The organism is Nocardioides phosphati, assembly GCF_014646375.1.
GTDB lineage: Bacteria > Actinomycetota > Actinomycetes > Propionibacteriales > Nocardioidaceae > Nocardioides > Nocardioides phosphati.
Genome location: NZ_BMNI01000004.1, coordinates 279,800 through 303,886 on the forward strand (window position 1 = coordinate 279,800; position 24,087 = coordinate 303,886).

Consider the following 24,087-nt stretch of genomic DNA (forward strand, 5'->3'; position numbering starts at 1 on the left):
CTGCCGCCATGGAGATGCCCAAGGCCACCGACGAGATGAAGCAGCACTTCCGCGACCTCGCAGAGCCCCTGGTGCTCGCGAACCCGGAGGTCGTCGTGAAGCCGATGTTCGGCCAGCTCGGCGCGTTCGTGAACGGCAACATGTTCGCCGGCCTCTTCGCCCCGACGTACGGCGTGAAGCTGGCGCCGGAGGACGCCGCGGAGCTCGCGGCTGCCGGCGGTGGCCCCTTCGGTCCGGCGGAGCGGCCGATGAGCGGCTGGCTCACGCTGCCGGAGTCGTTCAGCGACGAGGAGATGTCGGCGTGGTTCGCCCGCGCCGCGGCGTACATCGGCACACTTCCGCCCAAGACCCCGAGGAAGAAGTGAGAAGCAGATGAGCGAGCAGACGCGTTCGACGGCAAGTGCGCCTTCGCGACCGCCCTCGGTGGCCCGGACAGGGCGCCCGACGCCAAGCCGAAGTACGCCCTCGTGCGCGACGGCGTGACCCACGGCTTCTTCGGCTGGCTGCCGATGCAGCTCTTCAAGGCGTTCCCCGGCCTCGCCGCCCGTGCCCAGAAGAAGTGGATGGCCGCCCAGCAGGGCTGAGCAGACCCGACAGGGGCGGGTCCGAGTCTTCCGGGCCGGCCCCTGTTTCGCGTCCGGGAGCAGGGGTACGTCGCGCGGGTACGCACCCCAACCAAGGAGGCGAACGACGTGCCCACCACGAAGCACGTGACCGACCTGCTCCACGAGCAGCACCAGCACATCCAGGACCTCTTCGACCGTGTCCTCGCGGCGCCCGACGGCGGCCGCAGGCAGGAGACCTTCGAGGAGCTGCGGCGCTACCTGGCCGTCCACGAGACCGCGGAGGAGCTGGTCACCCACCCGATCGCCCGCGCCGGCGTCGACGGCTCGACCGTCGTCGACGACCGCGTCGCCGAGGAGGACGTGCTCAAGGGCCTCCTCGCGGAGCTCGACGACAGCGACGTCGACGACCCGGCGTTCCCGGAGAAGCTGGAGAACCTGCGGGTGCAGGTCCGCCAGCACATCGAGTACGAGGAGCGGGAGGAGTTCCCGCTGATCCGCAACGAGAACGACGACGCGATGCAGGCGCAGATGGCCCGGGCCGTCGAGGCGGTCGAGCAGGTCGCACCGACCCGGCCACACCCGACGCTGGGCAGCGGCGCCACGTCGCAGCTGATGGTCGGCCCGCTCGCGAGCGTGGTCGACCGGACCAAGGACGCGATCGCGAAGGTCCTCGGCTGATCGTCGAGGCCCTGCGTGATCAGCCTCGCGGCCTGAGACGGAGGTTGGGCAGCGGGGGCGCCGGGATGGGCGGTGTGTGGTCACCCGCCACCACACCGAACCGTCCCGGCGCGACCTCCTGGCTGTCGCCGACGACCTCTCCGTCGCGGGTGATCTGGGCCTGCCACTGGTCGCGGGAGGCGACGACGTCCTCGTGGCTGCGGCCTACGAAGTTCCACCACATGACCAGCTGCTCGCCGAACGGCGGCCCGCCGAGGAGCACCAGCAGGGCGTCCTCGTGCGCAGTGATCTCGAGCGTCGTGCACCCCGGCGCGAGGTAGCCCAGCTCCGCCGGCTTCAGCTCCTGCCCCGCGAACGTCACCACACCGTGGTCCACCAGCAGCCCGTGCTCGAACGACGCGTCGACGTCGAGGCGGAGCGTCGTGCCCGCCTCGACGCGCAGCTCGGCACCCAGCACGGGGGTCTGGGTGCTGACCGGGGAGGGCTGGCCGAGGAGGTCGCCGAGGAAGACGGCGGCCGACCAGCCCTCCCCCACCACCGGCTCCGGCGCGTAGTGCTCGAACGCCGGCGCCATGTCGCGCCGCGCGTCGGGCAGCGCCAGCCACAGCTGCACGCCGTGCAGCACCGTCGTGCGCTCCGTCGAGATCTCCGAGTGGCTGATGCCGCGGCCGGCGGTCATCAGGTTGACCTCGCCCGGCCGCACCATCGCGACCGTGCCGATCGAGTCGCGGTGCTCCACCTCGCCGGTGAAGAGCCAGCTGACGGTCGCCAGGCCGGTGTGCGGGTGCGGCGTCACGACCATGCCACCCGACTCGGCCACCGGGTCCGGCCCGTAGTGGTCAGCGAAGCACCAGGCCCCGATCAGCGTGCGCTCCCGGGACGGCAGGGTGCGGCGTACGTTCATCGCGCGGGGGCCGCCGAGCGGCACGTCGCGCGGCACGAGGACGGTGACGCCCGGCCCGTCCGCGCCGTGCACACCACAGAGGACCTCGGCCGGCTCACGCTCGGTGTTGCTCATGCGCCCAGCGTGCCACGCAGGCGCAGCCTCGTGTACGTCGATCCCGGGCCACCGCACGCTCACGGGCCGTTCACGGAGGCCGGGCAGGGTGGCCCGCATGCGCATCGCCCAGCTCGCCAACTTCATCGGCCCCGCATCCGGCGGGATGAAGACGGCGGTCGCGGCGCTCGGTTCCGGTTACGCGGCTGCGGGTGTCGAGCGGCTGCTGGTCGTGCCGGGTCCGGTCGACGCGGTCTCGGAGACCGCTGCCGGGACTGTCGTGCAGCTCCGCGCACCGAAGGTGGGTGGCGGCTACCGGCTGATCGTCGAGCCCTGGCGGGTGATCGACGCGCTCGAGGAGTTCGGGCCCACCTCGGTGGAGGTCAACGACAAGTCCACCTTGCTGCCGGTCGCCCGATGGGCGCGGCGCCGCGGCGTCGGCTCGCTGCTCTTCAGCCACGAGCGGCTCGACGACATGCTCGCGATGCGCACCGGCATGGACACCGGCGCGAAGGTCTCGATCGGGCTGTGGAACCGGGTGCTCGTGCGCTCCTTCGACGCGATCGTCGTGACCTCGCGCTACGCCCGGCGGGAGTTCTCCGCGGTCGCCTCGGCGGTCGGCACCCCGGTCGTGCAGGTGCCGCTCGGCGTCGACCTGGAGACCTTCCGTCCCGCCTCACCGGCGGCGCCGGTGGAGGACGACGGTCCGCTGCGGCTGGTCCACGTCGGCCGGCTCTCCCGCGAGAAGTCCCCGCACCTCGCCGTCGCGACAGCAGTCGAGCTGCACCGCCGCGGCGTACCGGTGGTGCTGGACGTCTACGGCACCGGCCCGCACCTCGACGAGCTCGAGGAGATCGCGACGGGCGCGCCGGTCGTCTTCCACGGCCACGTCGCCGGCCGGGCCGAGCTGGCCGCCCGCATCGCGGCCGCCGACGTCGCCCTCAGCGTCTGCCCCGGCGAGACCTTCGGGCTCGCCGTGCTCGAGGCGCTCGCCTGCGGCACCCCCGTCGTCACCGCCCGCACGGGCGGCGCGAGCGAGCTCGTCGACGCTGCCTCCGGCGCCTGGGGCGACGCCGATCCGGCCTCCCTCGCCGACGCCGTCCTGCGGGTGGCGAGCCGGCCCGTCACCGAGCGGCGTACGGCGGCGCGGCAGCGCGCGGAGCTCTTCCCGTGGGCCGACGCCGTCGACACGATGCTCGGCGTCCACGCACAGGTCAGCCGCCCGCTGGCCGTCGCCGCCTCACGCTGACCGCCCGGCTCACGCCAGCGAGGCGCGCCACGCCCGCCATCCGCCGTACGCCGTGATGTCGCGCGCCGGATCGACGCCGTCGGCGCTGCAGAGGAAGCCGAGCACCCGCGTGCCGTCGGCGAGGTCGACCTGTCCGAGCCCGAGTGGCGGCGCGATCGTGGCCTGGAAGCCGGCCAGTGCCGTGGCGGGCAACGACCACACCTCGACGGCGAGAGCGGTCGGCTCCCCCGGCTCTCCGGCGGGCAGCCGGGTGACGCCAGGGCGCGGCAGCGGCCCGTCGACGACGTACATCCGGTAGTCGGACTCCATCCGCGCCGACCGCACGAAGCGGCCACCACGCGCGACGAGGTCGGCGTTGAGCGGCTCCCCCGCCAGGTGCGCCCCGGCCACGACGAGGTCGATCCGGTCCCCACCCGCAGGCCGGGCCGGCTCCTCCCCGCACCAGCTCGCGGCCAGGTCGAGGAGGGCCAGGTCACCACCTGCCGGCGCCAGCAGCTGGACGCCGAACGGCAGTCCGTCGCCGCGGACCGGGCCGGGGAAGGCGACCGCGCAGAGGTCGAGCAGGTTGGTCATGTTGGTGAACCGGCCCAGCCGGGAGTTGACCCCGATCGGGTCGGCCGCGACCTCGGCGAGGGTCGGGTGCGCGGCCGTCACCGGCAGGAGAAGGGCGTCCGCGCCGGCCCACACGGACCGGGTCGCGGCATCGAGCGCCGCCAGCCGGTGGAAGGCCGCGAACGCCTCGACCGCCGACACCGGTGGACTCCCCGCCACGATCGCACGGACCGTCGGGTCGACGGCCGGGTCATCGGTCAGGAGATCGCCGAAGGCAAGGCGCCGCTCGGCGACCCACGGGCCGCCGTACAGCAGCGTCGCGGCCTCGAGGAACGCCGAGACGTCCACCTCCACGACCTCCCAGAGCGCGCGCGCCCGCTCCACCGACAGCTCCCACGCCGCCTGGTGCAGCGGGTCGAGGTCGAGATCACCGGCGGGCACCGCCACCACCGGCCGCTCGGGCGTCGCCCGCTGCTCCAGCGTGCGCGACCACGGGTCCAGCGGGTCGGGTCCTGCGATCACCGCGAGCACCTCACGTCCGCGGGCGACCGTGCGGGCCATGATCGTCACACAGTCGAGCGAGGCACAGGCCGGCACGACACCGGTCGTCGGGACCAGTCCCTTGCTCGGCTTGACCCCGACCAGCCCGTTGAACGCCGCGGGGACCCGGCCGCTGCCGGCGGTGTCGGTGGCGAGGGCGAACTCCGCCTCACCGGCCGCCACGGCCACGGCGCTTCCCGAGCTCGATCCGCCGCTCACGTGGTCCAGCGAGTAGACCGAGTGGCACGCGCCGTACGGCGAGCGGGTGCCGACCAGGCCCGTGGCGTACTGGTCCATGTTGGTCTTGCCGACGGGCACCGCACCGGCGCCGAGCAGCCGCTGCACGGCGGTCGCGGAGACCACCGCCGGCGTCGTACGACGAGGGTCGGCCGCCGTGGTGGGCACACCGGCCAGGTCGATGTTGTCCTTGATCGCGAAGGTGGTGCCGGCCAGCGGCCCGTCGGGAGCGGCGGCCGCGAAGCCGGCGACCTCCTCCGGGGAGAGCCGGTGGATGAAGGTCGGCTGGTCGCTCACGAGACCCACCTCTCCCGCTCGGCGTCGAAGGCGGCCCGGCGGTGGGCGCGCACGAGCGCGATCTCCTCCGAGGCCTCCTCCTCGAGCGCCGCCACCTCGGCGACCGAGAAGGTCGCGGGCTTGACGTCGAGGTCGCGCACGCCCGCCTTGATCTCGGCGCGCTGGGCGGCGAGCTCCTCGGCGCTGACGGGCACGAACCGGATCCGGTCGAACTGGCGCAGCAGCCAGGGCTTCGGATCCCGCGTGGGGTCCTCCGCGATCAGCCGCCAGACCGGCACGGTGCGGCCGACCAGCTGGTAGCCGCCGGGCCCCTCCATGCCGTAGATGCAGAGATAGATGCCGCCGATGCCCACGGCGTTCTGCGGCGTCCAGGTCCGGGCGGGGTTGTACTTCGTCGTGACCAGCCGGTGCCGCGGGTCGATCGGCACGGCGACCGGGGCGCCGAGGTAGACGTCGCCCAGGCCGACCACGAGGTACGTCGCCGCCGTGACCACCCCGAAGACGTCGTCGCGCTCGGGGAGGTCGTTGACCCGGCGGATGAACTCGACGTTGTCCGGGCTCCAGGGCGCCGTCGGGTTGACGGACTGGTAGCGCCGCATCGCCTCGTGTGCCTCCGGGTGGTCGAACGCCATCGGCAGCGTCGCCTCGCGGACGTCGAGCACGACCGCCGCGGGATCGGGGAGCCCGGCCGCCAGCTCGACGAGCCGTCCGGCGAGCGCAGGCAGCGGCAGCACCGCGTCGTCCACCTTCACCAGCACGGAGCGGACCCCCTCGACGACCTCGAGCACACCGGCCGGTCCCGCCTCCCGCAGCGCCTCCGCAAGCAGGTGGATCCAGACCCGGATGGTCAGCTCGAGCGAGGCCGGGCCCGCCTCGACCAGGAGGTGCCGGTCACCCGACCGCCTGATCGTGTACGCCGGGTGGTGGCCGTCCGCGGGGCGGTCGGCCAGCGCGGGGGGCCGCACGGTGTCTGCGGGCTGCTCGTCGTCCGGGGCGCCCTCGACCGCCACCGTGTGGGGACGCCGATCGGTCAGCCCGCGGGCGGCGTCGAGCAGGTCACGGCGCTCGGCCGCCGCGACCTCGGCATGCGCCGGGGTCACCGGCACGAGCCGGACCGTGTCACCGGGCCGGAGCTGGCCCACCTTCCAGAGATCGGCGCCGATCACGGCCGCCGGGACCACGAACCCGCCCAGCGACGGGCCGTCCTTGCCGACGATGACCGGGGTGTCGCCGGACAGCATGATCCCGCCGACCGGGTACGCCGAGTCGTGGACGTTGCTCGGGTGCAGCCCCGCCTCGCCGCCGTCCGTCCGTGCCCAGCCGGGCATCGGCCCGACGAGGCGGACGCCGGTGCGATCCGCGCGGTGGTCGACCCGCCAGTCGGCCGCGAAGAGGGACTGCACGCCCTCGTCGGTCAGGTGCTCCGGGGCACCGTGTGGCCCCGGGATCACCCGCAGCTCCCACTGGTGCGCGAGCTCCGGCAGCAGCGACGCGACGGAGCCGGGCGCCGCCTGGTTCTCGCGGCGGCCCAGTGGCAGTACGTCACCGGAGACCACGGGGCGTCCCTCGACGCCGCCGAAGCCACCGAGGATGAACGTCGCCCGGCTGCCGAGCACGCGGGGGACGTCGAAGCCGCCCTGCACCGCGACGTACCCCCGCATGCCGGGGCCGTCGACCGGACCGACGTCGAGGGTCGCCCCGGCGCGGACCCGGACCACCTCGCCGCTCGCGATCGGGCGCCCGTCGACCGTCGCCTCCGTCACGCCACCGCCGACGCAGACCAGGGTGTCCTCGTCGAAGCTCAGCACGGGGCCACGTACGACGCACTCCAGGCCGGCGGCGGTGTCGGCGTTGCCGACCGCGGCGTTGACCAGGGCGAAGGTGAAGTCGTCGAAGGCGCCCGACGGCGGCACCCCGACGTCCCAGTAGCCACAGCGACCGGTCGCGTCCTGGACCGTGGTCTGCGCACCCGCCTCCACGACGGTGCACTTCACGGCATGCAGCATCACGACCACCACCCCTGCAGCTGCAGCGGCGTGGGGTCCCACCCGTTGCAGGGGTTGTTGAGCTGCGGGCAGTTGGAGAGCAGCACCAGCAGGTCGCGGCTCGCGGTCAGCTCGACGTACTTGCCCGGGGCAGAGAGCCCGTCGTCGAACTGGAGGCCGCCTGCGGGGGTCACCGGCACGTTCATGAAGAAGTTGATGTTGTGGCCGAGCTCGCGCTGCCCAATGCCCGCCGCGGCGCCGTACGCGAGGAAGGTCTGGCGGCAGGCGTGCTGGTGGCGGACGTGCTCGCCGTAGCGGATGACGTTGCTCTCCTGGGCGCAGGCGCCGCCGATGGTGTCGTGGCGCCCGACGGTGTCGTCGGTGATCACGGCGAGCTCGTCGAGGCGGGTCGAGAGGAGCCGGGAGCCGGTGGTCAGGAAGACCGCCTGCTGCTCGCGGATCGTGTCGAAGGCGGAGTAGCGGTTGTCGATGTCGTCGGCGTCGTAGAGCAGCGTGTCCGCCGCCTGGTTGCCGAAGAGGTCGACGATCCGGAGCCGGCCCCCGGCGGGGACCCGGACGAGGGCACCGTCACCGGCCCCGATCGTGGCGTCGAGAACGGGCCCGGCCTCGATGGCCGGGCTGGAGTCGAGCGTGGTCATGCCACTGCCCTCCGGGTCATCTCCAGCGCCCGTGCGGACTCCGCCCGGAACGTGTACGACGCGTCGTCGGTGCCGACGGCCGGCGCGAGCTCGACGTCCACCCGCACACCCGCGGGCAGGTCCGCGGCCGACATCGGGTGCAGGGCCGTGCTCAGGACCAGGAGGAGGTCCTGCTCCGTGCGGAGCGTGACGGTGTCGCCGGCACGCGCGTGACCGGGCACGAAGGCGAGGGAGGAGCCGTCCTCACCGATCGCCACCCGGCTGAAGAAGTTGACCGGGGCGTGCAGGTCGCGCTCCCCGAGCCCGTGCTTCGTCAGCTCGCTGACCAGCCCGGTGCGCGCCGCGCGCCGCCAGGCGTTGCGGTCGGCCTGGTAGCTGCTCGCGCCGAAGCGGGCCAGGTGCGCGTCGTGGCCGAAGCCGCCGAGGCAGTCGTGCCAGTCGAGCGTGGAGGCCACCACCGAGGCGAGGGCGAGGCCCCGGTCGGACATGAGCACCATCGGCGGGAGGATCCGCGCCGACATCTGGGCCTTGAGGGTGTCGGGGATGTTCATCCGGTCGACCCGGTCGGCGCCCACCAGCAGCACGCTGCAGTTGGCGTCGTCGCCGAGCGCGGTGAGCGTGACCAGCCGGCCCGCCTTCACGGGTGTCGACCAGGCTGCCCCGCCGGGGACCTCGTGGGTGTAGAGCGCCATCACGCGCCCTCGCCCTCGAGCTGAGCGAACGGCACGGCGACCGAGGCGTGGTAGTCCACCCGCTTCACGGCGTACGCGATCGCGCCGCCGCCGAACGTGACGGCGAGGGTGAGCAGCGGGAGGTAGTGGAGGTACCAGCCGTCGCCGGCCGGGTCGTAGACCTCCGCGCGCGGCAGGCCGAGGTTGATCGCCATGAAGACGCCGTAGGCGACGGCGAGCACGTTGACCACGAGGCCGACCTTCGGGCCCATCGAGAAGAGCGGCTTGCCGTCCTCGTCGGTGCCGCCGGTCTCGAGGGTGCCGCGCAGGCGCCGGACCAGCATCGCGCCGGTGACCGCCAGGTAGGCGATGTACATGAGCATGATGCAGACGCTGCACAGGCCCAGGAAGAGGCCGGCGTTCTTGACGTTGACCAGCAGGCAGAGCGCGGCGCCGATGCCCGGGACGATGGTCGCGAGGACCGGGGTGCCGGTCCGCGGCGAGATGGTGCGTAGCGCCGCGGAGAAGGGCAGCACGTCGTCGCGCGACATCGAGAAGATCATCCGGGCGGCCGCCGTCTGGATGGCGAGCGTGCAGACGCAGACCGCGAGCGCCACGTCGACGAGGAGCACCTTGCCCCAGAACGTGCCGAGCTGGCTGGTCAGGACGTAGGGCAGGCCGCCGAGGCCGAGGTCGTCGACCGACAGGCTCGGCGATGCCATCAGGGCGGCGAGGAGCAGGAACGCGCCACCGATGCCGGAGGCGACGACGGCGCGCAGGATGGTCCGCGGCGTGGTGGCACGCGGCTTGTGGGTCTCCTCGGCCAGCTCGCCCGCGGAGTCGAAGCCGACCAGGACGTAGGCCGCCATCAGCGACGAGATCAGCAGAGGTACGACGTAGCCCGTCGTCGCGTTCAGGTTCGTGTGGTGGAGGACGACCGACGGGCCCCGCTCGGCGTGGCCGAGGAGGAGCACGACCAGGAGCGCGACGCCGATCAGCTCGCAGGTGACGCCGACCGAGTTGACGATCGCGGTGATCCGCACCGACACCGCGTTGAGCGTCGTGGTGGCGACCAGCAGCAGGCAGCCGAGGAGGACGGCGTTGGCCGCGCCGTCCGCGGTGAAGACCGACGGGTCGGTCCCGATCACCTGGAAGCCGGACCACGCCGCCGGGAGCACGACCTGCAGCGCGATCGCGGCAGCGGCCACGGTGATGATCTGGGCGACGATCATCGTCCAGCCGGCGAACCAGCCGAGGACCGAGCCGCCCAGGCGGCGCGACCACTGGAAGATCGCCCCGGAGAGCGGGTAGCGCGCGGCCAGCTCCGCGAAGCAGAGGGCGACGAGGAGCTGTCCGGCGAAGACAGCCGGCCAGGTCCAGAAGAACGCCGTGCCGCCGAAGCTGTAGCCGAGGCCGAAGAGCTGGAAGACCGTGGTCAGGATCGAGACGAACGAGAAGCCGGCCGCGAAGGACGCGTAGCTGCCGACCCGGCGGGCCAGCTGCTGGGTGTAGCCGAAGGTGTGGAGATCGGTCGCACTGACCGCATCGACACTGCGAGGGGCGAGATGAGTGGACAAGAGGTGCCTCCGAAACGGTAGGCCCGACACCGCGACGCCTGAGTGGGCGCACGGCAGCCGGGGCCATTCGGCCTCCCGGGCTTTTATCCCGCCGTGGAACGGGGCGACACCCTCGTCGCTCCGCCTCCCCTCTCGGACCAGGCCCTCCCGTGGCAGCGTGTGCACGGGAGACGGAACCCTAGGGGCGCCCCGCTCGGTAGCGGGTCATGGACTACTTCATCGAGGAGGCGTTTCGCCCGTGTCGCCCTCGCGGTAACAAGTGTGTGAACTCGGGGACGGCGCCTCCCGCGCCCCCGCGCACCTCAGCGCAGGACGTCGTCGAGCGGGGTGGCCGCCAGGCCGTGGGCCTCGGCGACCGGCGCGTAGACCAGCGCACCGGCGTGGGTGTTGACCCCGAGCGCGAGGGCCGAATCGGCCCGGCACGCCTCCTGCCAGCCGCGGTCGGCGAGGGCCACGGCGTACGGCAGGGTGACGTTGGTGAGGGCGTACGTCGAGGTGCGCGGCACCGCGCCGGGCATGTTGGCGACGCAGTAGAAGATCGAGTCGTGGACCTTGAACGTCGGGTCCGCGTGGGTCGTCGGGTGCGAGTCCTCGAAGCAGCCGCCCTGGTCGATCGCGATGTCGACGAGCACCGAGCCGGGCTTCATCTGCGCGACCAGCTCGTTGGTGACCAGCTTCGGCGCTGCGGCGCCGGGGATCAGCACGGCGCCGATCACGAGGTCGGCCTGCTTCACCTGCTCCTCGATCACGAGGCGCGACGAGGCGAGGCCGTGCACCCGGTTGTTGTAGCGCCAGAAGGACATCCGCAGCTTGTCGAGGTCGGTGTCGATCAGCGTGACGTCGGCGCCCATGCCGAGGGCGATGTTGGCGGCGTTCTGCCCGGAGACGCCGGCGCCGATGATGACCACCTTCGCCTGGGCGACGCCGCCGACGCCGCCCATCAGCACCCCGCGACCGCCCTGCGACTCCATCAGCGCATGCGCGCCGACCTGCGGCGCGAGGCAGCCGGCGACCTCGGACATCGGGTAGAGCAGCGGCAGCCCGCCGGACGGCAGCTGCACCGTCTCGTAGGCGATCGCGGTGACCTTCCGCGCGACGAGCTCCTCGGTCAGCCGCTTGTCCGCAGCCAGGTGGAGGTAGGTGAAGAGCACGAGCCCCTCGCGCATCCGCGCGTACTCCGGCTCGATCGGCTCCTTGACCTTCAGCACCATGTCGCAGGCCCATGCGTCCTCGACCGAGCCGAGCGTCGCGCCTGCCGCGGCGTACTCCTCGTCGGGGATGGCGCTGCCGAGGCCGGCCCCGCTCTCCACGACGACGGAGTGCCCGTGGGCCACCAGCTCGGTCACACCGACCGGCGTGATGGCCACGCGGTACTCGTTGTTCTTGGTCTCCTTCGGAACTCCCACCCTCATGGGAGCCAGCATGCTCAGCCGCAGGGGCCGGCGGAAGGGTCGTGACCGAACCGTGCCCTCCCCCGTACGCTGCCGGGCCGGCGTGACCCGGCAGTGACCTTCCCGGCACGACCGTCAGGGCACGACCGTCACGCCACGACCGTCAGGGCACGACCGTCACGGCACGACCGTCAGGGCACGACCGTCACGGCACGACCGTCAGGGCACGACCGTCAGGGCACGACCGTCAGGGCACCGGTAGCCACTCGACGTCGGCGATGTGGAGGATCCGCTCACGACCGCGGCGCGAGAGCAGCAGGACCGTGGCGACCAGCGCGACGTACATCGAGCCCATGATGACCAGCATCCAGGCGCCGTGCAGCGAGGAGTCGAGCGGCGCGACCATGCCGCCCATGACCGACACGGCGACGAGCACGACCGAGGCGGCCCGCGGCAGGCGGAGGGAGCAGAGGAACGGCACGACCCAGGAGAGGTACCAGAGGTGGACCACCGGCAGGGTAAGCAGGAACCCTCCGACCAGCACCACGGTGCCGCGCAGCGCCTGCACGCGTGAGCCGGTCGGCCAGCGGAGCGCGAACCAGCCGACCAGCACCACGCCGAGCACCGCGGCGACCGACCGGAAGGCGTCGGCGAAGGTGTGCGGCGCCAGCCCGAGCCCGGCGAACGACGCGAGCGAGTCGAGCGACCCGCCGAGGAACGTCGGGACCGAGAGCGGCGTGTAGATGACCCCCGGTACGCCGAGGGCGTGGACCCACCCGATGCCGAGCCCGGAGACGACCCCGACGCCGACGAGCACCCCGACCGCGACCGCTCCGCCCGCCGCGAGACGGCGCCCCCGCTCCACGAGCCCCGCCCCCATCGGCAGCGAGGCGAGCAGGATCGGCAGGCAGACCAGGCCACCGGGCAGCTTCACGGCCGCTGCGAGCCCACCGAGCGCGGCACCCCAGAGCCAGCTCCGCTCGACGCCGACCACGAGGGCGGCGGCCATCAGCCCGACCATGAGCACGTCGTTGTGGAGCCCGCCCACCCCGTTGGCGATGACGAACGGCGAGGCGATCGCGACCGCACTGGCCAGCGCCGGCCGTACGCCGGTCCACGCCGCGAGCCGCGGGACCGCCCAGGCGACCAGCGCGAGGCCGACCAGCGCGACGAGGCGGTGCGCGATGACGAGCAGCCACGGGTCCTGGGTGATGCTCGCAGCGAACGACCCCGCCTCCAACGGCACCGGCCCGTACGGCGTGAGCGTGTTCATCCAGCGCGGGTCGACCGCCTCGACGATCGAGCCGTCGAGGATGCTCGGCCCCCACGCGTACGGCGTGACCCCGATGTGCGTCATCACGCCCTGCGCGGCGTAGCTCCAGCCGTCGCGGGAGAAGAGCGGCGGGGCGACGAGCAGCGGCAGCGACCAGAGCACCGTCGCCTGCCGGACCAGCTCGAGCCCGCCGGGCAGGTCGTCGCGCGCCAGCGTGCGGCAGAGTCCGAGCCATGCGGCGGCCAGCATGCCGAGGCCGACGAGCACGACTGCCAGCCCGAGCATCCGACCCGCCTCGTGGTCACGCAGCGCGACCAGCTGCTCGTTGCGCAGCAGCAGGGTCGAGTCGGGCAGCGTCGAGACGACCACGCCCCCGAGGAGGACGAGGAGGGAGCCGGCGAGTCCACGTGTCAGCACGCCCGGACCGTACGAGCGCCGGTCGACCGGACCGCCCCGCCCGGGTGAACGACACTCCAACAGCAGGTCACACCTGCCGGTGCAGCGGCGGCATCAGCGCTCGGTGAACCCCAGGTGCACCGCGGGCGTGCCGCCGCGCATCGCGTCGAGCTCGTCGGGATGGTGGCGGTGCATGTGGGCGATCGCCCGTCGCCGGTAGCGCACGATCTGCACGCTGCCGAGCAGCCACACGGCGTACTGGACGGAGAGGGCGACCCGGAAGTCACCCAGGTCGTACGCCGACGGCCCCGCCGGGGACCGCAGGTCCAGCACCGCGCCGATCAGCCACATCGTCAGCAGCGACGCGGTGAAGCCGCCGATGTTGACCAGCCCGTTGGCCCGCCCGACCGCCTGCACCGGGGCGAGCGTGCGGGCCAGCTCGAATCCGACCATCGACGCGGGGCCACCGGTGGCGATCACGCAGACCAGCACGACGAGCAGCCACAGCGGCGCCTGGCCGGGCCAGAGCAGCACGACGGCCCACGCGACCGCGCTGGCGGCGACCACCCCGAGCACGATCTGCGAGCGCCGGAACGGGTGCCGCGTCACGGCCCGGCCGATGACCGGGCCGGCCAGCACGATCCAGCCGGTCATCAGCATGAGCAGGCCGCTGGCGGTGCCGCGGCTCAGCCCCTCCCCGGAGACCAGGAACGGGAAGCCCCACAGCAGCGAGAAGACGGTCGCGCCGAACTGCGAGGTGAAGTGCGACCACATGCCCAGCCGGGTCGTGGGGTGCGACCAGATCACCCGGAGGCTGCGCGCCAGCGCCCGGAGCTTGGTCGCCTCGCGGCCCGGCTCGTCGTACGGCGAGTCCTTGACCAGCAGCGCGACGGCGACGATGACCACGAGGCCCGCGACCGAGAAGCCGGCGAACGCCTTCGTCCACCCGAGCGCGTGCAGCGCCACGCTGAGCGGCGTGGCCGCGACGATCGCGCCGACCTGCCCGAGCTGGCCGGTCAACTGCGCGACCATCGGCGCCTGCCGGACCAGGAACCAGACCGCCACCAGCCGCAGCACCGAGCCGAAGATCATCGCGTCGCCCGCGCCGATCACGGCCCGTGCCGCCAGCGCCGCGGCGAACGTGTCGGTGAACGCGAACGCGAGCTGCCCGGCGGTCATCAGGGCCAGCCCCGCCAGGATCATCCGCTTCGAGCCGAAGCGGTCCAGCAGGACGCCCACCGGGATCTGCAGGCCGGCGTACACGAGGAGCTGGAGGACGGTGAACGCCGCCAGCTGGCTGGCCGAGATGTCGAACCGGTCCGCGGCCAGCAGGCCGGCCACCCCGAGCGAGCTGCGGTGGAAGATCGCCAGCACGTACGCCGACAGCGCGGCCGCCCAGATCGCCCACGCGCGCCGCCGGCCGATGTCGTGCAGGAGCTGGGGTTCGCGGGCGGCCGAGGAGTCCACCCCGAAAGCATGGCACTGCCAACCGGCAGGCCCCGCGCGGCCCGGGAAACCAGAAGGCCCCGCTGCGTTGCAGCGGGGCCTGTCCGTTCGGCCACTCGACTCACGCCTCCGGCTGGAGCCGGTTCACGAGTGCGGGATCAAGGGGCTCGTTGACGACCTGCCCGCGCGAAGCGGCCCAGTGGTCCGACCACTCGAAGAGACCATGCAGCGAGAGAAGGAGTGACCGGCCGAGCTCGGTCAGCAGATAGGTCCCGTCATCGCCGACCTCGACCAGGCTCAGCTCGCTGAGCTCGCGCAGCCGGGTGGCGAGAACGCTGCTGGAGATCCGGCCGATCCGCCGCTGGAGCTCGTTGAAGCCGAGGTCTGCGGCTCCCAGCTCGCCGACGATCTGCAGGACCCAGCGCCGACCGAGCAGGTCGAACGCCGCCATGATCGGGCGACCGGACTCCGATCCCCGGACGGGTCGGCCCGGCTGCGGCGGACTTGACGGCGACATGGGGCGCAGATTACAACGATTCCCTCGGGCACTTCGAAAATCGAAGTACCCGAGGAGCCCGGGAAGCGGGATGCCTCGTTTCCACAGGCGCCTCGCGGCCCGCCAGCGAGACACGAACGACTACCCGGCAGCCGCCGCAGGAGCCCTCCGATGACCGACCTTCGATCGACCCGACACACGCCAGCCGGCCTGCTGATGACCAAGGGGCTGCCGTTGCTGAACAGGGGTCCCGCCCTGTCCGGGAAGCCCTTCACCGCAGCGGCGGGGATCGTGCCGCACACGGCTGGCCACCGCTACTCCTGGTCGCACAACGGCATCATGATCCCGAACCTCCCCGAGCCGATCCGCTTCCTGTCGATGACGACCGGCGTGGGCGCCAACGGGGCTCCGATCACCGACATCCTGCACGAGCCGGACCACCCCGGAGGTCCGCGCAACCGCGCCGCGGTCAACGTCTCGACGGCCTGCACCCCGGGGTTCTGGAAGGGCTACCGCATCGACACCGAGTGCGACCTCGCCGCCGACGGGTCCCGCGTGGCCTTCGGCGACGACGTCAGCCTGGTCGGGACGTACCTGGAGTACCGGCTCGTGACGTCGACTCCCGGGCTGGAGGTCGACCTCGAGCTGAGGTGCACCGACGTGGTCAGCTGGTTCGTCCACACTCCCGTCTACAAGCACCTCAGCCTGCTCGCCGACTACAGCGGCACCGTGACGCACGACGGGACGACGTACGACGTGTCCGGCACCTGCGCGTTCGAGCACGCCCGGGCCATGGGTCCGTACAACCTGGCGCGCCGAGAGCTCCGGCACCCGTGGCTGCGGATGGCGCTGGACTTCTTCAGCTATCAGGTGGTCGACCTCAACGACGGTCGCCAGCTCCTCCTCACCTCCGTCGAGGCAGAGGGCCGGGTCGCCATGAACGGCGCCTTCCTGCGCTCGGCTGACGGGCGTTCCGTTGCGCGCGTGAAGGGCGTGGAGTTCTCCGTGGACGAGTACCTGCCGGTTGCGGCCGTCACGCCCGACGGGGCGCACATGCGTCTCCCCGCGCGCTTCCACTGGCATACGGTCGAGGGAGGCCTCCAGGTGGAGCTGGCCGGCGTCGTCGACACGCCCTTCAGCTGGGGGCTCGGGAACGGATACGTCGGCGGCTACTCCTTCACGGGGACCGTGGACGGGACCCGCGTCGCAGGCAACACCGGGTACGTCGAGTACATCGACCGCCGGGACTGGCGCCGCTGAGCGAGTCGCCCGCCGGGCCGGCACTGACCGGCGCCGGCCTCACAAGCAAGAACGGCCCCTGACCGGCATGCAGCCGGTCAGGGGCCGTTCTCAGTGGTGTGGCAGATGAAGGATTCGAACCTTCGAAGCTTTCGCGACGGATTTACAGTCCGCTCCCATTGGCCGCTCGGGCAATCTGCCAGTGCTGCACCCCGGGTTTCCCCGGCGACAACGAGAAGGAAGAATAGCGCAGCACCACACTCGTTGAGAAAACGCCACCGCCCATCGGGCACAGGAGGAGCAAGGCCATGGCCGACTCGTCGTTCGACATCGTCAGCAAGATCGACCGCCAGGAGGTCGACAACGCGCTGGGCCAGACCGCGAAGGAGATCGCGACCCGCTACGACTTCCGTGGCACGGACGCCGAGATCAAGTGGAACGGCGAGCACGCCATCGAGATCCAGGCGTCCGCCGACGACCGTGCCAACGCGATCCTCGACGTCTTCAAGGGCAAGCTGGTCAAGCGCGGCCAGTCGCTCAAGATCGTCGACGCCTCCGAGCCGCGCCAGTCCGGCCAGCTCTCGAAGATCTCGATCACGCTGAAGGAGGGCATCTCCTCCGAGGACGCCAAGAAGGTGTCGAAGCTGATCCGCGACGAGGGGCCCAAGGGCGTCAAGGCGCAGATCCAGGGTGACGAGCTGCGCGTCTCGTCCAAGTCGCGCGACGACCTGCAGGCCGTCCAGGCCCTGGTCAAGGAGCAGGACTTCGACTTCGCGGTGCAGTTCACCAACTACCGCTGATCGCGCGCCGGCCAGGCTGTCACCGTGACAGCCTGGCCCCGCGGCCGCTCCCGAGCAGGCTCAGACGGCGTGGAGCGCCGTCCCGGCCGGCAGGCCGGCGGACGGCAGCGTGACCGCGCCGGCAGCGGGCGAGAGCCACACGTGCCGCCCCTCCTGTACGCCGAGGTGCCGGGCCGCCGTGCGGGTCACCACGACCACGACCTCCTCCCCCGCGTCGGTCAGGACCGTCACCCGGACCTCGAAGCCGACGCGAAGCACCCGGGACACGACACCCTCGACGCCACCGACGACCAGGGGCGTGACGGAGAGCTCGATGTCGTGCGGACGGATCAGCTGGCCACCGAGCGTGGTCGCCTCGCCGAGGAACGACATCACGAAGTCGGAGGCCGGGGCGTCGTACAGCTCGTCGGGGGTGCCGACCTGCTCCACGCGGCCCTGGTTGATGACGACGATCTCGTCGGCGACCTCGAGGGCCTCCTCCTGGTCGTGCGTCACGAAGACGGTCGTCACGTGGACCTCGTCGTGGAGGCGGCGGAGCCAGTCGCGGAGCTCCTTGCGGACCTTCGCGTCGAGCGCGCCGAACGGCTCGTCGAGGAGCAGCACCGACGGCTCGACGGCGAGCGCCCGGGCCAGGGCGAGGCGCTGGCGCTGGCCGCCGGAGAGCTGCGACGGCAGCCGGTCGGCGAACTGCGACAGGTGCACCAGCTCGAGCAGCTCCGCCACCCGCGCCTTCACCTCGGCCTTCGGCTTCTTGCGGATCTCGAGGCCGAAGGCGACGTTCTTCGCGACGCTCATGTGCTTGAAGACCGCGTAGTGCTGGAAGACGAAGCCGACGTTGCGCTTCTGCGGCGGCAGGTGGGTCGCCTCGACGCCCTCGATCGACACCGAGCCGGTGTCGGCGTTGTCGAGGCCGGCGATGATCCGCGGCAGCGTGGACTTGCCGCCGCCGGAGGGGCCGAGCAGCGCGGTCAGCTGCCCGGTCGGGAGGGAGAGGTTGACGTTGTCGAGTGCCACGAAGTCGCCGAAGGACTTGTTGACACCGGTGATCTCGATGCTCATGGGGGCTCCTTCAGGAGACGGAGTGCTTGGGGCGGAGGAAGGCGACGACGACGATGCAGGCGACCGCGGCCGAGGCCAGCAGGAACGCCGTGGCGTACGCCGTCGCCTGGTCGAAGTTCTGGTAGCGCTCCTCGACGACGAGCGTCGCGGTCTGGGTGCGGCCGACGATGTTGCCGCTGACCACCTTGACCGCGCCGTACTCGCCGAGGGAGCGCGCCAGCGAGAGGACCACGCCGTAGATGACCGCCCACTTGATGCTCGGGAGGGTGATGCGCGTGAAGGTCTGGAAGCCACTGGCCCCCAGCGACCGCGCCGCCCACTCCTGCTCGTCGCCGACCTCCTGGAGCGTCGGGACGACCTCGCGGATGACCAGCGGGAGGGCCACGAAGACCGTCGCCATGATCATGCCGGGCGTGGAGAAGATGACCTGCACGCCCGAGCTGGCCAGGCCCTCGCCGAACCAGCCGCCGCGCGGGTTGTAGACCAGCAGCAGGGCCAGGCCGACGACGACCGGCGAGACCGACATCGGCAGGTCGATGAGGACCGACAGCAGCCGGCGTCCCGGGAACTCGTGGCGCACGAGCAGCAGCGACACCGTCACGCCGAACACGACGTTGATCAGCACCGAGACGAGCGCGACGACGGCCGTGAGCTCGAGGGCGTGGACGACGTGGGCGTCGGCGAACGCCGTCGACAGCGCGTCGAAGCCGTCCGCGAACGTGTTGCGCACGACCAGCGAGACCGGCCACGCGACCAGCAGGAGGAGGTAGGCGATGACGACGAGCCGCAGCGTCCACCGCAGGAGTGCAGGAGTCCTCACCATCGCTTCGTCACCCGCCTCTGGACCAGGTCGAGCGCGGTGATCACGAGCAGCGCGATCAGCAGCAGCAGCGCCGCGAGGACCGAGGCCGCCGCCGGGTTGCCGCTCTCGATGTAGCTGATGATCCGCACCGAGATGACCTCGGTCCTGAAGGGGAGGTTGCCGCTCAGCAGGACCAGCGAGCCGTACTCCGCGATCCCCCGCGCGAAGGCCATTCCGGCGCCTGCCACGACCGCCGGAACAAGACTGGGGAGGATCACGCGCCGGAACGTGTAGAGCCGGCTGGCACCGAGTGAGGAGGCAGCCTCCTCGACGTCGGTGTCGAGCTCCTCGAGCACCGGCTGCACGGTCCGTACGACGAACGGCAGCGTCACGAAGGCGAGCGCGAGGAAGACCGCCGCCCGGGTGCTGGCGACGTTGACCTCGATCGGGCTCTGCGGGCCGTAGAGCGAGAGCAGGACGAGGCCGGCGACGATCGTCGGCAGCGCGAACGGGATGTCGATGATGACGTCGAGGATCGCGGCACCGCGGAACCGGTCACGCACGAGCACCCAGGCGATCGTCGTACCCATCACGACGTTGAGGACCGTGACGCCGAGCGCCTCGAGAAGGGTGAGCTTGAGGGCCGCCCAGTTCTGCGGGTTGCTGAGCACCTTGACCGCACCGTCCCAGCCACCCGTCGTCGCCTGGACGGCGACCGCGGCGAGCGGGATCAGGACGAGCAGGCTGAACCAGACGAGCGAGACGCCGAGCGCGAGGCTCGACGACCTGGAGAGCGCGTTGACGGCCCGGGCCGGGCGACGCTTGCGCGTCGCCCGGCCGGGTCGTTCCAGGGTGGGAGCGATGGTCACTCGCTGGTGCCCGTCGCGACCTGGATCTTGGTGACGATGCCGTTCTCCTCGTCGAAGAACTTCTTGCCGGCGGCGTCCCAGCCGCCGAAGTCCTTCGCGATGGTGAGGAGCTGCTTCGGCGCCGGGAACGGGTTCGCCGGGTCGTTGGCGCCCTGCACCTCACCCGTGACTCCGTCGATCACCGGACGGTAGCCCGACGCGAGGAAGTCGGCCTGGGCCGGCTTGGTGAAGAGGAAGTCGCGGAAGTCCGCGGCGGCCTTCGGCGCGTCGACGGTGACGGCCGCAGGGGTCTCGATCAGCAGGGTCTGGTCGGGGACGATGTAGTCGATGTCCGCGCCCTTCTGCCGCGCCAGGATCGCCTCGTTCTCGTAGGAGACGAGGACGTCGCCGTTGCCGCTGGTGAACGACGTGAGCGCGTCACGGGCCGAGCCGGGCAGGGAGACGGCGTTCTTGAAGTACTTCGTGAGGTACGCCTTCGCCTCGTCCTCGGTGCCGCCGTCCGCGATGACGTGGCCGTACGCCGCCAGGGTGTTCCAGCGGGCGCCGCCCGAGGAGGCCGGGTTGGGCGTGACGATGCCGACGCCCGGCTTGACCAGGTCGTCCCAGCCGGTGATGTGCTTCGGGTTGCCCTTGCGGACCACGAGGACGACGACGGAGTCGGCGACGATGCCGTCGTGACCGGTCTGGGCCTTCCAGTCCGCGTCGACGAGCTTCGTGTCGACCAGGCGGGTCACGTCACTCTCGAGGGAGAAGTTGACGAAGTCGGCCGGCTGGCCGCCCGCGACGGCGCGGCTCTGGTCGCCCGAGGGGCCGTAGGACTCGCTGAAGTCGACGCCCTTGCCCGCAGGGGTCTTCTGGAAGGCCTTCTCGATCGACGTGAAGGCGGTCTGGGGAGTGGAGTACGCGACCAGGTTGATGGTGGTCGCCTTGTCGCCGCCCGCGGCCTCCGAGGCACCGCACGCGGACAGACCAAGCGCTCCCACCAGAGAAACTGCCACTGCGGTCGTGAGCTTCTTGCCCATGTCGTTCTCGCTTTCAGTACGGCCGGATCCGCTTCGTTCCGGTCTATGTCGAGAAGATTAGGGGTCTTTAGATACTTTGTCATCTTGGTTGATACAGAATGAGACGTGGCGTGCCCCACGCCGGGCTGAGTAGGTGCACCGATGTGAGCCCGCGCGGCCCTCGGGAGGGTGGTCCCCGCCGGGCGATCGGCCCGGTTTCCCTCCACAGCAAGGATCTGATCGAGATGAAGAACGCACCGCTCGGGCGACGCCGCCTCATCGCCGGCATCGCCGGCGCCGGCATGACCGCCGGCCTGGCCCTCACCGGGGTGACCGTCGCCGACACCGCCTCCGCCACCCTCCCCGGCGTCAACATGGAGCAGGTCGTCGTCCAGGCCCAGGTCGAGCCGCGCCGCGGCCAGACCTCCCTGGCGGGCGACTCCTCGGTCCGCCTGGTCCAGTCGGCGCTGCGCGCCAAGGGCTACAGCACCGCCGTCGACGGCTGGTACGGCGTCGGCACGACCTCGGCGTACGCCGCGTGGCAGCGCCACCTCGGCTACTCCGGCCTCGGTGCGAACGGCCTGCCGGGCCCGACCTCGCTCGCGAAGCTCGGCTACAACCGCTACACCGTCAACCACCTGATCAAGGTCGGCCCGCGCACGACGTACACGGGGAAGACCGTCAACGAGCGCACCCGCCGGATGCTCGCGGCGGCCGACGCCAAGGTCGCCTTCTCGCTCGTGCTGAGCCAGGGCTCCTACAACCCCGGCGGCGAGGCCGCCTCGGCCGGCACCCACGACGGCGGCGGCGTGGTCGACGTGAGCGTCGGCAAGCTCACCACCACCCAGCGCTGGAAGGCCGTGCACGCGCTGCGCGCGGTCGGTTTCGCCGCCTGGCTCCGCACGCCGAGCCAGGGCGACTGGCCGTACCACATCCACGCGGTCGCGATCGGCGACACCGACATGTCGACCGTCGCGCGCGACCAGGTCGCCGACTACTACGCCGGCCGCAACGGCCTGGCCAGCCACGCGCTCGACAACACGCCCTCGTCGTACCGCGCGCCGTTCACGTGGTGGGAGAAGTACCTGCGCTCCTGACGCCACTACTTGCGGGATGCATGGAGTTCACCCGGGTGACACCCGCGGCTGCCGCGGGTGTCACCCGGTGCTCCTAGCGTCACGAGGCATGACGACGACTGGAAACCGGAGGCGGACGCTCCCCCTCCTGACCGACGGACCACACGGGTCCCGCAGTGCCGCCACCTGCTTCTACAAGTGCGGCAACGCCTGCGATCACCCCGAGCCCAACACCTCGGGCAACACCCACATCAGCTCCGTGCTGCAGCGCGCCCTCGGCCGCCGCGCCGTCCTCGGTGGCACCGGTGCCGGCCTCGGCATGCTCGTGCTGGGCGGCTCGCTCGGCTCGGCGGCGGTCGCGGGGACCGCCGGCTCGGGCGGCACGGGGACCGCTGCCGCCGGCGGCTGGACGCCGGTCGCCCCCAACGTGCGCGACAACCTCACCGTCCCCGACGGCTTCCGCTCCCGCACCGTGATGGCCTGGGGCGACAAGGTGTACGCCGACGCCCCGGCGTTCGACCCGCACGCGCAGACGCCGGAGTCCGCGGCCCGGCAGTTCGGCTACAACTCCGACTACGTGGGCGTGCTGCCGATCAACGACGCCCAGGCGCTACTGGTCAACAACCACGAGTACACCAACGAGGAGCTGATGTTCCCCGCGGGCGTCTACTCCCCCGACGAGATCAAGAAGATCGCGATCCAGTCGCACGGCCTCTCGGTCGTGAAGCTGCAGCGCGTCGGCGGCCCGACCTCCGGCGAGTGGCGCGCAGCCGACCCGGACAACCGCTACAACCGGCGGATCACCGGCACGACGCCGTTCGACCTGACCGGGCCGGCGGCCGGGGACGCGCGGCTGCGCACGACCGCGGACCCGTCGGGGCGCCGCGTGCTCGGCACGTTCAACAACTGCTCCGGCGGCACGACCCCGTGGGGCACCGTGCTCGCCGGCGAGGAGAACTTCAACCAGTACTTCGGCGCCTCGGGTGCGAAGGACCCGCGCTACGCCACGTCGTACGCCCGCTACGGCATCACCGGCACCGGCGACCGGGGCTGGAAGGACGTCGACCCGCGCTTCGACCTGACCGCGGAGCCGCACGAGCCGTTCCGCTTCGGCTGGATCGTCGAGGTCGACCCGTTCGACCCGACGTCGACGCCGCGCAAGCACACGATGCTCGGCCGCTTCAAACACGAGGGCGCCAACATCCAGATCGCACCCAACGGCCACGCCGTCGCCTACATGGGGGATGACGAGCGCGGCGACTACCTCTACAAGTTCGTCTCCGCGGACACGTTCGACCCGCGCGACACCCAGGCCGCGAAGCTGCGCAACCTGCAGCTGCTCACCCGCGGCACGCTCTACGTCGCCCGCCTCACCGGCGACGACCCGCGGGCGCTCGACGCTGCCGGGAGCTTCACGCCGGCCGACGGGGTCTTCGACGGCACCGGAGAGTGGATCCCGCTGACCAGCGACACCACGTCGTACGTCGAGGGGTGGAGCGTCGCGGACGTCCTCATCGACACGCGGCTCGCCGCCGACAAGGTCGCACCTACCCGCATGGACCGTCCCGAGGACGTCCAGCCGAACCCGGTCAACGGGCGGATCTACGCCTCGCTGACCAACAACTCCAAGCGCGGCTCGACGTTCGCGGTGGACGAGGCGAACCCCCTCGCCGCGTCGTACGTGCGGGACGCGATCGGCGCCCCGCTCACGAAGGAGTCGGGCAACCGCAACGGCTACGTCATCGAGCTGACCGAGGCGGGTGGCGACCATGCCGGCACGCGCTTCGCGTGGACGCTGCTGCTGGTCTGCGGCGACCCGGAGTCGGCCGAGACGTGGTTCTCGGGCTTCCCGAAGGACCAGGTCAGCCCGATCTCGTGCCCCGACAACCTGGCCTTCGACAGCCGCGGCAACCTCTGGATCGCCACGGACGGCAACGTCCTCGGCTCCAACGACGGCCTCTTCCGCTGCCCGGTCGACGGTCCCTCACGCGGTCGCGTCGAGCAGTTCCTCACCGTGCCGCTGGGCGCGGAGACGTGCGGGCCGCTGGTCACCCACGACGACCGCTCGGTCTGGGTGGCCGTGCAGCACCCGGGCGAGGCGACGGGGTCGACGTTCGACTCCCCCGCGAGCACGTGGCCGCACACGCACGACTTCCCGCGGCCGGGCGTCGTCGTGACCTGGAAGGCCTGAGCCTGCCTCTCCAACCGGTTGCATGGCCCACTAGTTTGGT

At 71.8% G+C, this 24,087-nt stretch carries 21 protein-coding genes, 1 tRNA gene and 1 riboswitch; of the genes, 7 read left to right on the plus strand and 15 right to left on the minus strand.

Annotation, left to right across the window (positions count from 1 at the left end; genetic code table 11):
- Nucleotides 1-8: 8 nt before the first annotated feature.
- Complete coding sequence (locus IEX47_RS10820) at nucleotides 9-365, plus strand: TfoX/Sxy family protein (RefSeq protein WP_188783997.1); 357 nt, start codon at nucleotides 9-11, stop codon at nucleotides 363-365.
- Between the two features lie 327 nt (nucleotides 366-692).
- The gene (locus IEX47_RS10825; protein ID WP_188783998.1) at nucleotides 693-1,244 is read left to right on the plus strand and encodes a hemerythrin domain-containing protein; all 552 of its coding nucleotides are present in this window, start codon (nucleotides 693-695) and stop codon (nucleotides 1,242-1,244) included.
- 19 nt (nucleotides 1,245-1,263) lie between these two features.
- Here the strand turns inward: IEX47_RS10825 and IEX47_RS10830 are convergent, their stop codons facing one another.
- Entirely contained in the window at nucleotides 1,264-2,262 is a 999-nt protein-coding gene (locus tag IEX47_RS10830) for a pirin family protein (RefSeq protein WP_188783999.1), read from the minus strand.
- Between the two features lie 97 nt (nucleotides 2,263-2,359).
- Between IEX47_RS10830 and IEX47_RS10835 the strand changes: the two genes are divergently transcribed.
- On the plus strand, nucleotides 2,360-3,490 hold the full coding sequence (locus IEX47_RS10835; RefSeq protein WP_188784000.1) for a glycosyltransferase: 1,131 nt from the start codon (nucleotides 2,360-2,362) through the stop codon (nucleotides 3,488-3,490).
- Nucleotides 3,491-3,499: 9 nt separating this feature from the next.
- Here the strand turns inward: IEX47_RS10835 and atzF are convergent, their stop codons facing one another.
- The 9 genes from atzF to IEX47_RS10880 form a co-directional block, all read right to left on the minus strand.
- Complete coding sequence (gene atzF / locus IEX47_RS10840) at nucleotides 3,500-5,116, minus strand: allophanate hydrolase (protein WP_188784001.1); 1,617 nt, start codon at nucleotides 5,114-5,116, stop codon at nucleotides 3,500-3,502.
- Entirely contained in the window at nucleotides 5,113-7,110 is a 1,998-nt protein-coding gene (locus IEX47_RS10845) for a 5-oxoprolinase/urea amidolyase family protein (protein WP_229662796.1), read from the minus strand. Before IEX47_RS10845 ends, atzF begins: the two co-directional genes overlap by 4 nt.
- An 11-nt stretch (nucleotides 7,111-7,121) precedes the next feature.
- Nucleotides 7,122-7,760 (minus strand): DUF1989 domain-containing protein, encoded by a 639-nt coding sequence (locus IEX47_RS10850; protein WP_188784003.1) that lies wholly within the window; start codon nucleotides 7,758-7,760, stop codon nucleotides 7,122-7,124.
- Nucleotides 7,757-8,452: a DUF1989 domain-containing protein gene (locus IEX47_RS10855; protein WP_188784004.1), complete on the minus strand. Its 696-nt coding sequence runs from the start codon at nucleotides 8,450-8,452 to the stop codon at nucleotides 7,757-7,759. The genes IEX47_RS10850 and IEX47_RS10855 overlap by 4 nt, the downstream gene beginning before the upstream one ends.
- Nucleotides 8,452-10,008: an APC family permease gene (locus IEX47_RS10860; RefSeq protein ID WP_188784005.1), complete on the minus strand. Its 1,557-nt coding sequence runs from the start codon at nucleotides 10,006-10,008 to the stop codon at nucleotides 8,452-8,454. Before IEX47_RS10860 ends, IEX47_RS10855 begins: the two co-directional genes overlap by 1 nt.
- A gap of 70 nt (nucleotides 10,009-10,078) precedes the next feature.
- Nucleotides 10,079-10,201: riboswitch (guanidine-I (ykkC/yxkD leader) on the minus strand.
- Between the two features lie 109 nt (nucleotides 10,202-10,310).
- Nucleotides 10,311-11,420 carry an alanine dehydrogenase gene (gene ald / locus IEX47_RS10865; protein ID WP_188784006.1) on the minus strand — a complete coding sequence of 370 codons (1,110 nt, stop codon included), beginning with the start codon at nucleotides 11,418-11,420 and terminating at the stop codon, nucleotides 10,311-10,313.
- A 226-nt stretch (nucleotides 11,421-11,646) separates the two neighbouring features.
- Nucleotides 11,647-13,089, minus strand: coding sequence for a polyprenol phosphomannose-dependent alpha 1,6 mannosyltransferase MptB (gene mptB / locus IEX47_RS10870; protein WP_188784007.1), 1,443 nt, complete (start codon nucleotides 13,087-13,089; stop codon nucleotides 11,647-11,649).
- Nucleotides 13,090-13,182: 93 nt separating this feature from the next.
- Complete coding sequence (locus IEX47_RS10875; protein ID WP_229662797.1) at nucleotides 13,183-14,535, minus strand: MFS transporter; 1,353 nt, start codon at nucleotides 14,533-14,535, stop codon at nucleotides 13,183-13,185.
- A gap of 100 nt (nucleotides 14,536-14,635) precedes the next feature.
- Nucleotides 14,636-15,031 carry a winged helix-turn-helix transcriptional regulator gene (locus tag IEX47_RS10880; protein WP_188784008.1) on the minus strand — a complete coding sequence of 132 codons (396 nt, stop codon included), beginning with the start codon at nucleotides 15,029-15,031 and terminating at the stop codon, nucleotides 14,636-14,638.
- 150 nt (nucleotides 15,032-15,181) lie between these two features.
- Here IEX47_RS10880 and IEX47_RS10885 point away from each other — a divergent pair, with 150 nt between their 5' ends.
- Complete coding sequence (locus IEX47_RS10885) at nucleotides 15,182-16,270, plus strand: DUF6670 family protein (protein ID WP_188784009.1); 1,089 nt, start codon at nucleotides 15,182-15,184, stop codon at nucleotides 16,268-16,270.
- Between the two features lie 99 nt (nucleotides 16,271-16,369).
- Here the strand turns inward: IEX47_RS10885 and IEX47_RS10890 are convergent.
- Nucleotides 16,370-16,450: transfer RNA gene (locus IEX47_RS10890), tRNA-Tyr, on the minus strand.
- 107 nt (nucleotides 16,451-16,557) lie between these two features.
- Here IEX47_RS10890 and IEX47_RS10895 point away from each other — a divergent pair.
- Complete coding sequence (locus tag IEX47_RS10895) at nucleotides 16,558-17,049, plus strand: YajQ family cyclic di-GMP-binding protein (protein WP_188784010.1); 492 nt, start codon at nucleotides 16,558-16,560, stop codon at nucleotides 17,047-17,049.
- Nucleotides 17,050-17,109: 60 nt separating this feature from the next.
- Here the strand turns inward: IEX47_RS10895 and IEX47_RS10900 are convergent, their stop codons facing one another.
- Genes IEX47_RS10900 through IEX47_RS10915 form a run of 4 tightly spaced genes read right to left on the minus strand, consistent with a single transcriptional unit; the run spans nucleotide 17,110 to nucleotide 20,801 of the window.
- The gene (locus IEX47_RS10900) at nucleotides 17,110-18,108 is read right to left on the minus strand and encodes a sulfate/molybdate ABC transporter ATP-binding protein (protein ID WP_188784011.1); all 999 of its coding nucleotides are present in this window, start codon (nucleotides 18,106-18,108) and stop codon (nucleotides 17,110-17,112) included.
- Between the two features lie 10 nt (nucleotides 18,109-18,118).
- Nucleotides 18,119-18,931, minus strand: coding sequence for a sulfate ABC transporter permease (locus IEX47_RS10905; RefSeq protein ID WP_188784012.1), 813 nt, complete (start codon nucleotides 18,929-18,931; stop codon nucleotides 18,119-18,121).
- A complete protein-coding gene (cysT, locus tag IEX47_RS10910) occupies nucleotides 18,925-19,779 on the minus strand; it encodes a sulfate ABC transporter permease subunit CysT (protein WP_229662799.1) in 855 nt (284 codons plus the stop codon). Before cysT ends, IEX47_RS10905 begins: the two co-directional genes overlap by 7 nt.
- Nucleotides 19,776-20,801 carry a sulfate ABC transporter substrate-binding protein gene (locus IEX47_RS10915; protein WP_188784013.1) on the minus strand — a complete coding sequence of 342 codons (1,026 nt, stop codon included), beginning with the start codon at nucleotides 20,799-20,801 and terminating at the stop codon, nucleotides 19,776-19,778. The genes cysT and IEX47_RS10915 overlap by 4 nt, the downstream gene beginning before the upstream one ends.
- 224 nt (nucleotides 20,802-21,025) lie before the next feature.
- Between IEX47_RS10915 and IEX47_RS10920 the strand changes: the two genes are divergently transcribed.
- Nucleotides 21,026-21,877, plus strand: coding sequence for a peptidoglycan-binding domain-containing protein (locus IEX47_RS10920; protein ID WP_188784014.1), 852 nt, complete (start codon nucleotides 21,026-21,028; stop codon nucleotides 21,875-21,877).
- 88 nt (nucleotides 21,878-21,965) lie between these two features.
- Complete coding sequence (locus IEX47_RS10925) at nucleotides 21,966-24,047, plus strand: PhoX family protein (RefSeq protein WP_188784015.1); 2,082 nt, start codon at nucleotides 21,966-21,968, stop codon at nucleotides 24,045-24,047.
- Nucleotides 24,048-24,087 lie beyond the last annotated feature (40 nt).

What these genes read in the sequence shown, in the direction of transcription:
- IEX47_RS10820 (WP_188783997.1), top strand. Translation starts at nt 9, where the DNA reads ATGGAGATGCCCAAGGCCACCGACGAGATGAAGCAGCACTTCCGCGAC.
- IEX47_RS10830 (WP_188783999.1), bottom strand. Translation starts at nt 2,262, where the DNA reads ATGAGCAACACCGAGCGTGAGCCGGCCGAGGTCCTCTGTGGTGTGCAC.
- IEX47_RS10835 (WP_188784000.1), top strand. Translation starts at nt 2,360, where the DNA reads ATGCGCATCGCCCAGCTCGCCAACTTCATCGGCCCCGCATCCGGCGGG.
- IEX47_RS10850 (WP_188784003.1), bottom strand. Translation starts at nt 7,760, where the DNA reads ATGACCACGCTCGACTCCAGCCCGGCCATCGAGGCCGGGCCCGTTCTC.
- IEX47_RS10855 (WP_188784004.1), bottom strand. Translation starts at nt 8,452, where the DNA reads ATGGCGCTCTACACCCACGAGGTCCCCGGCGGGGCAGCCTGGTCGACA.
- ald (WP_188784006.1), bottom strand. Translation starts at nt 11,420, where the DNA reads ATGAGGGTGGGAGTTCCGAAGGAGACCAAGAACAACGAGTACCGCGTG.
- IEX47_RS10880 (WP_188784008.1), bottom strand. Translation starts at nt 15,031, where the DNA reads ATGTCGCCGTCAAGTCCGCCGCAGCCGGGCCGACCCGTCCGGGGATCG.
- IEX47_RS10885 (WP_188784009.1), top strand. Translation starts at nt 15,182, where the DNA reads ATGACCGACCTTCGATCGACCCGACACACGCCAGCCGGCCTGCTGATG.
- IEX47_RS10895 (WP_188784010.1), top strand. Translation starts at nt 16,558, where the DNA reads ATGGCCGACTCGTCGTTCGACATCGTCAGCAAGATCGACCGCCAGGAG.
- IEX47_RS10900 (WP_188784011.1), bottom strand. Translation starts at nt 18,108, where the DNA reads ATGAGCATCGAGATCACCGGTGTCAACAAGTCCTTCGGCGACTTCGTG.
- IEX47_RS10905 (WP_188784012.1), bottom strand. Translation starts at nt 18,931, where the DNA reads ATGGTGAGGACTCCTGCACTCCTGCGGTGGACGCTGCGGCTCGTCGTC.
- IEX47_RS10915 (WP_188784013.1), bottom strand. Translation starts at nt 20,801, where the DNA reads ATGGGCAAGAAGCTCACGACCGCAGTGGCAGTTTCTCTGGTGGGAGCG.
- IEX47_RS10920 (WP_188784014.1), top strand. Translation starts at nt 21,026, where the DNA reads ATGAAGAACGCACCGCTCGGGCGACGCCGCCTCATCGCCGGCATCGCC.
- IEX47_RS10925 (WP_188784015.1), top strand. Translation starts at nt 21,966, where the DNA reads ATGACGACGACTGGAAACCGGAGGCGGACGCTCCCCCTCCTGACCGAC.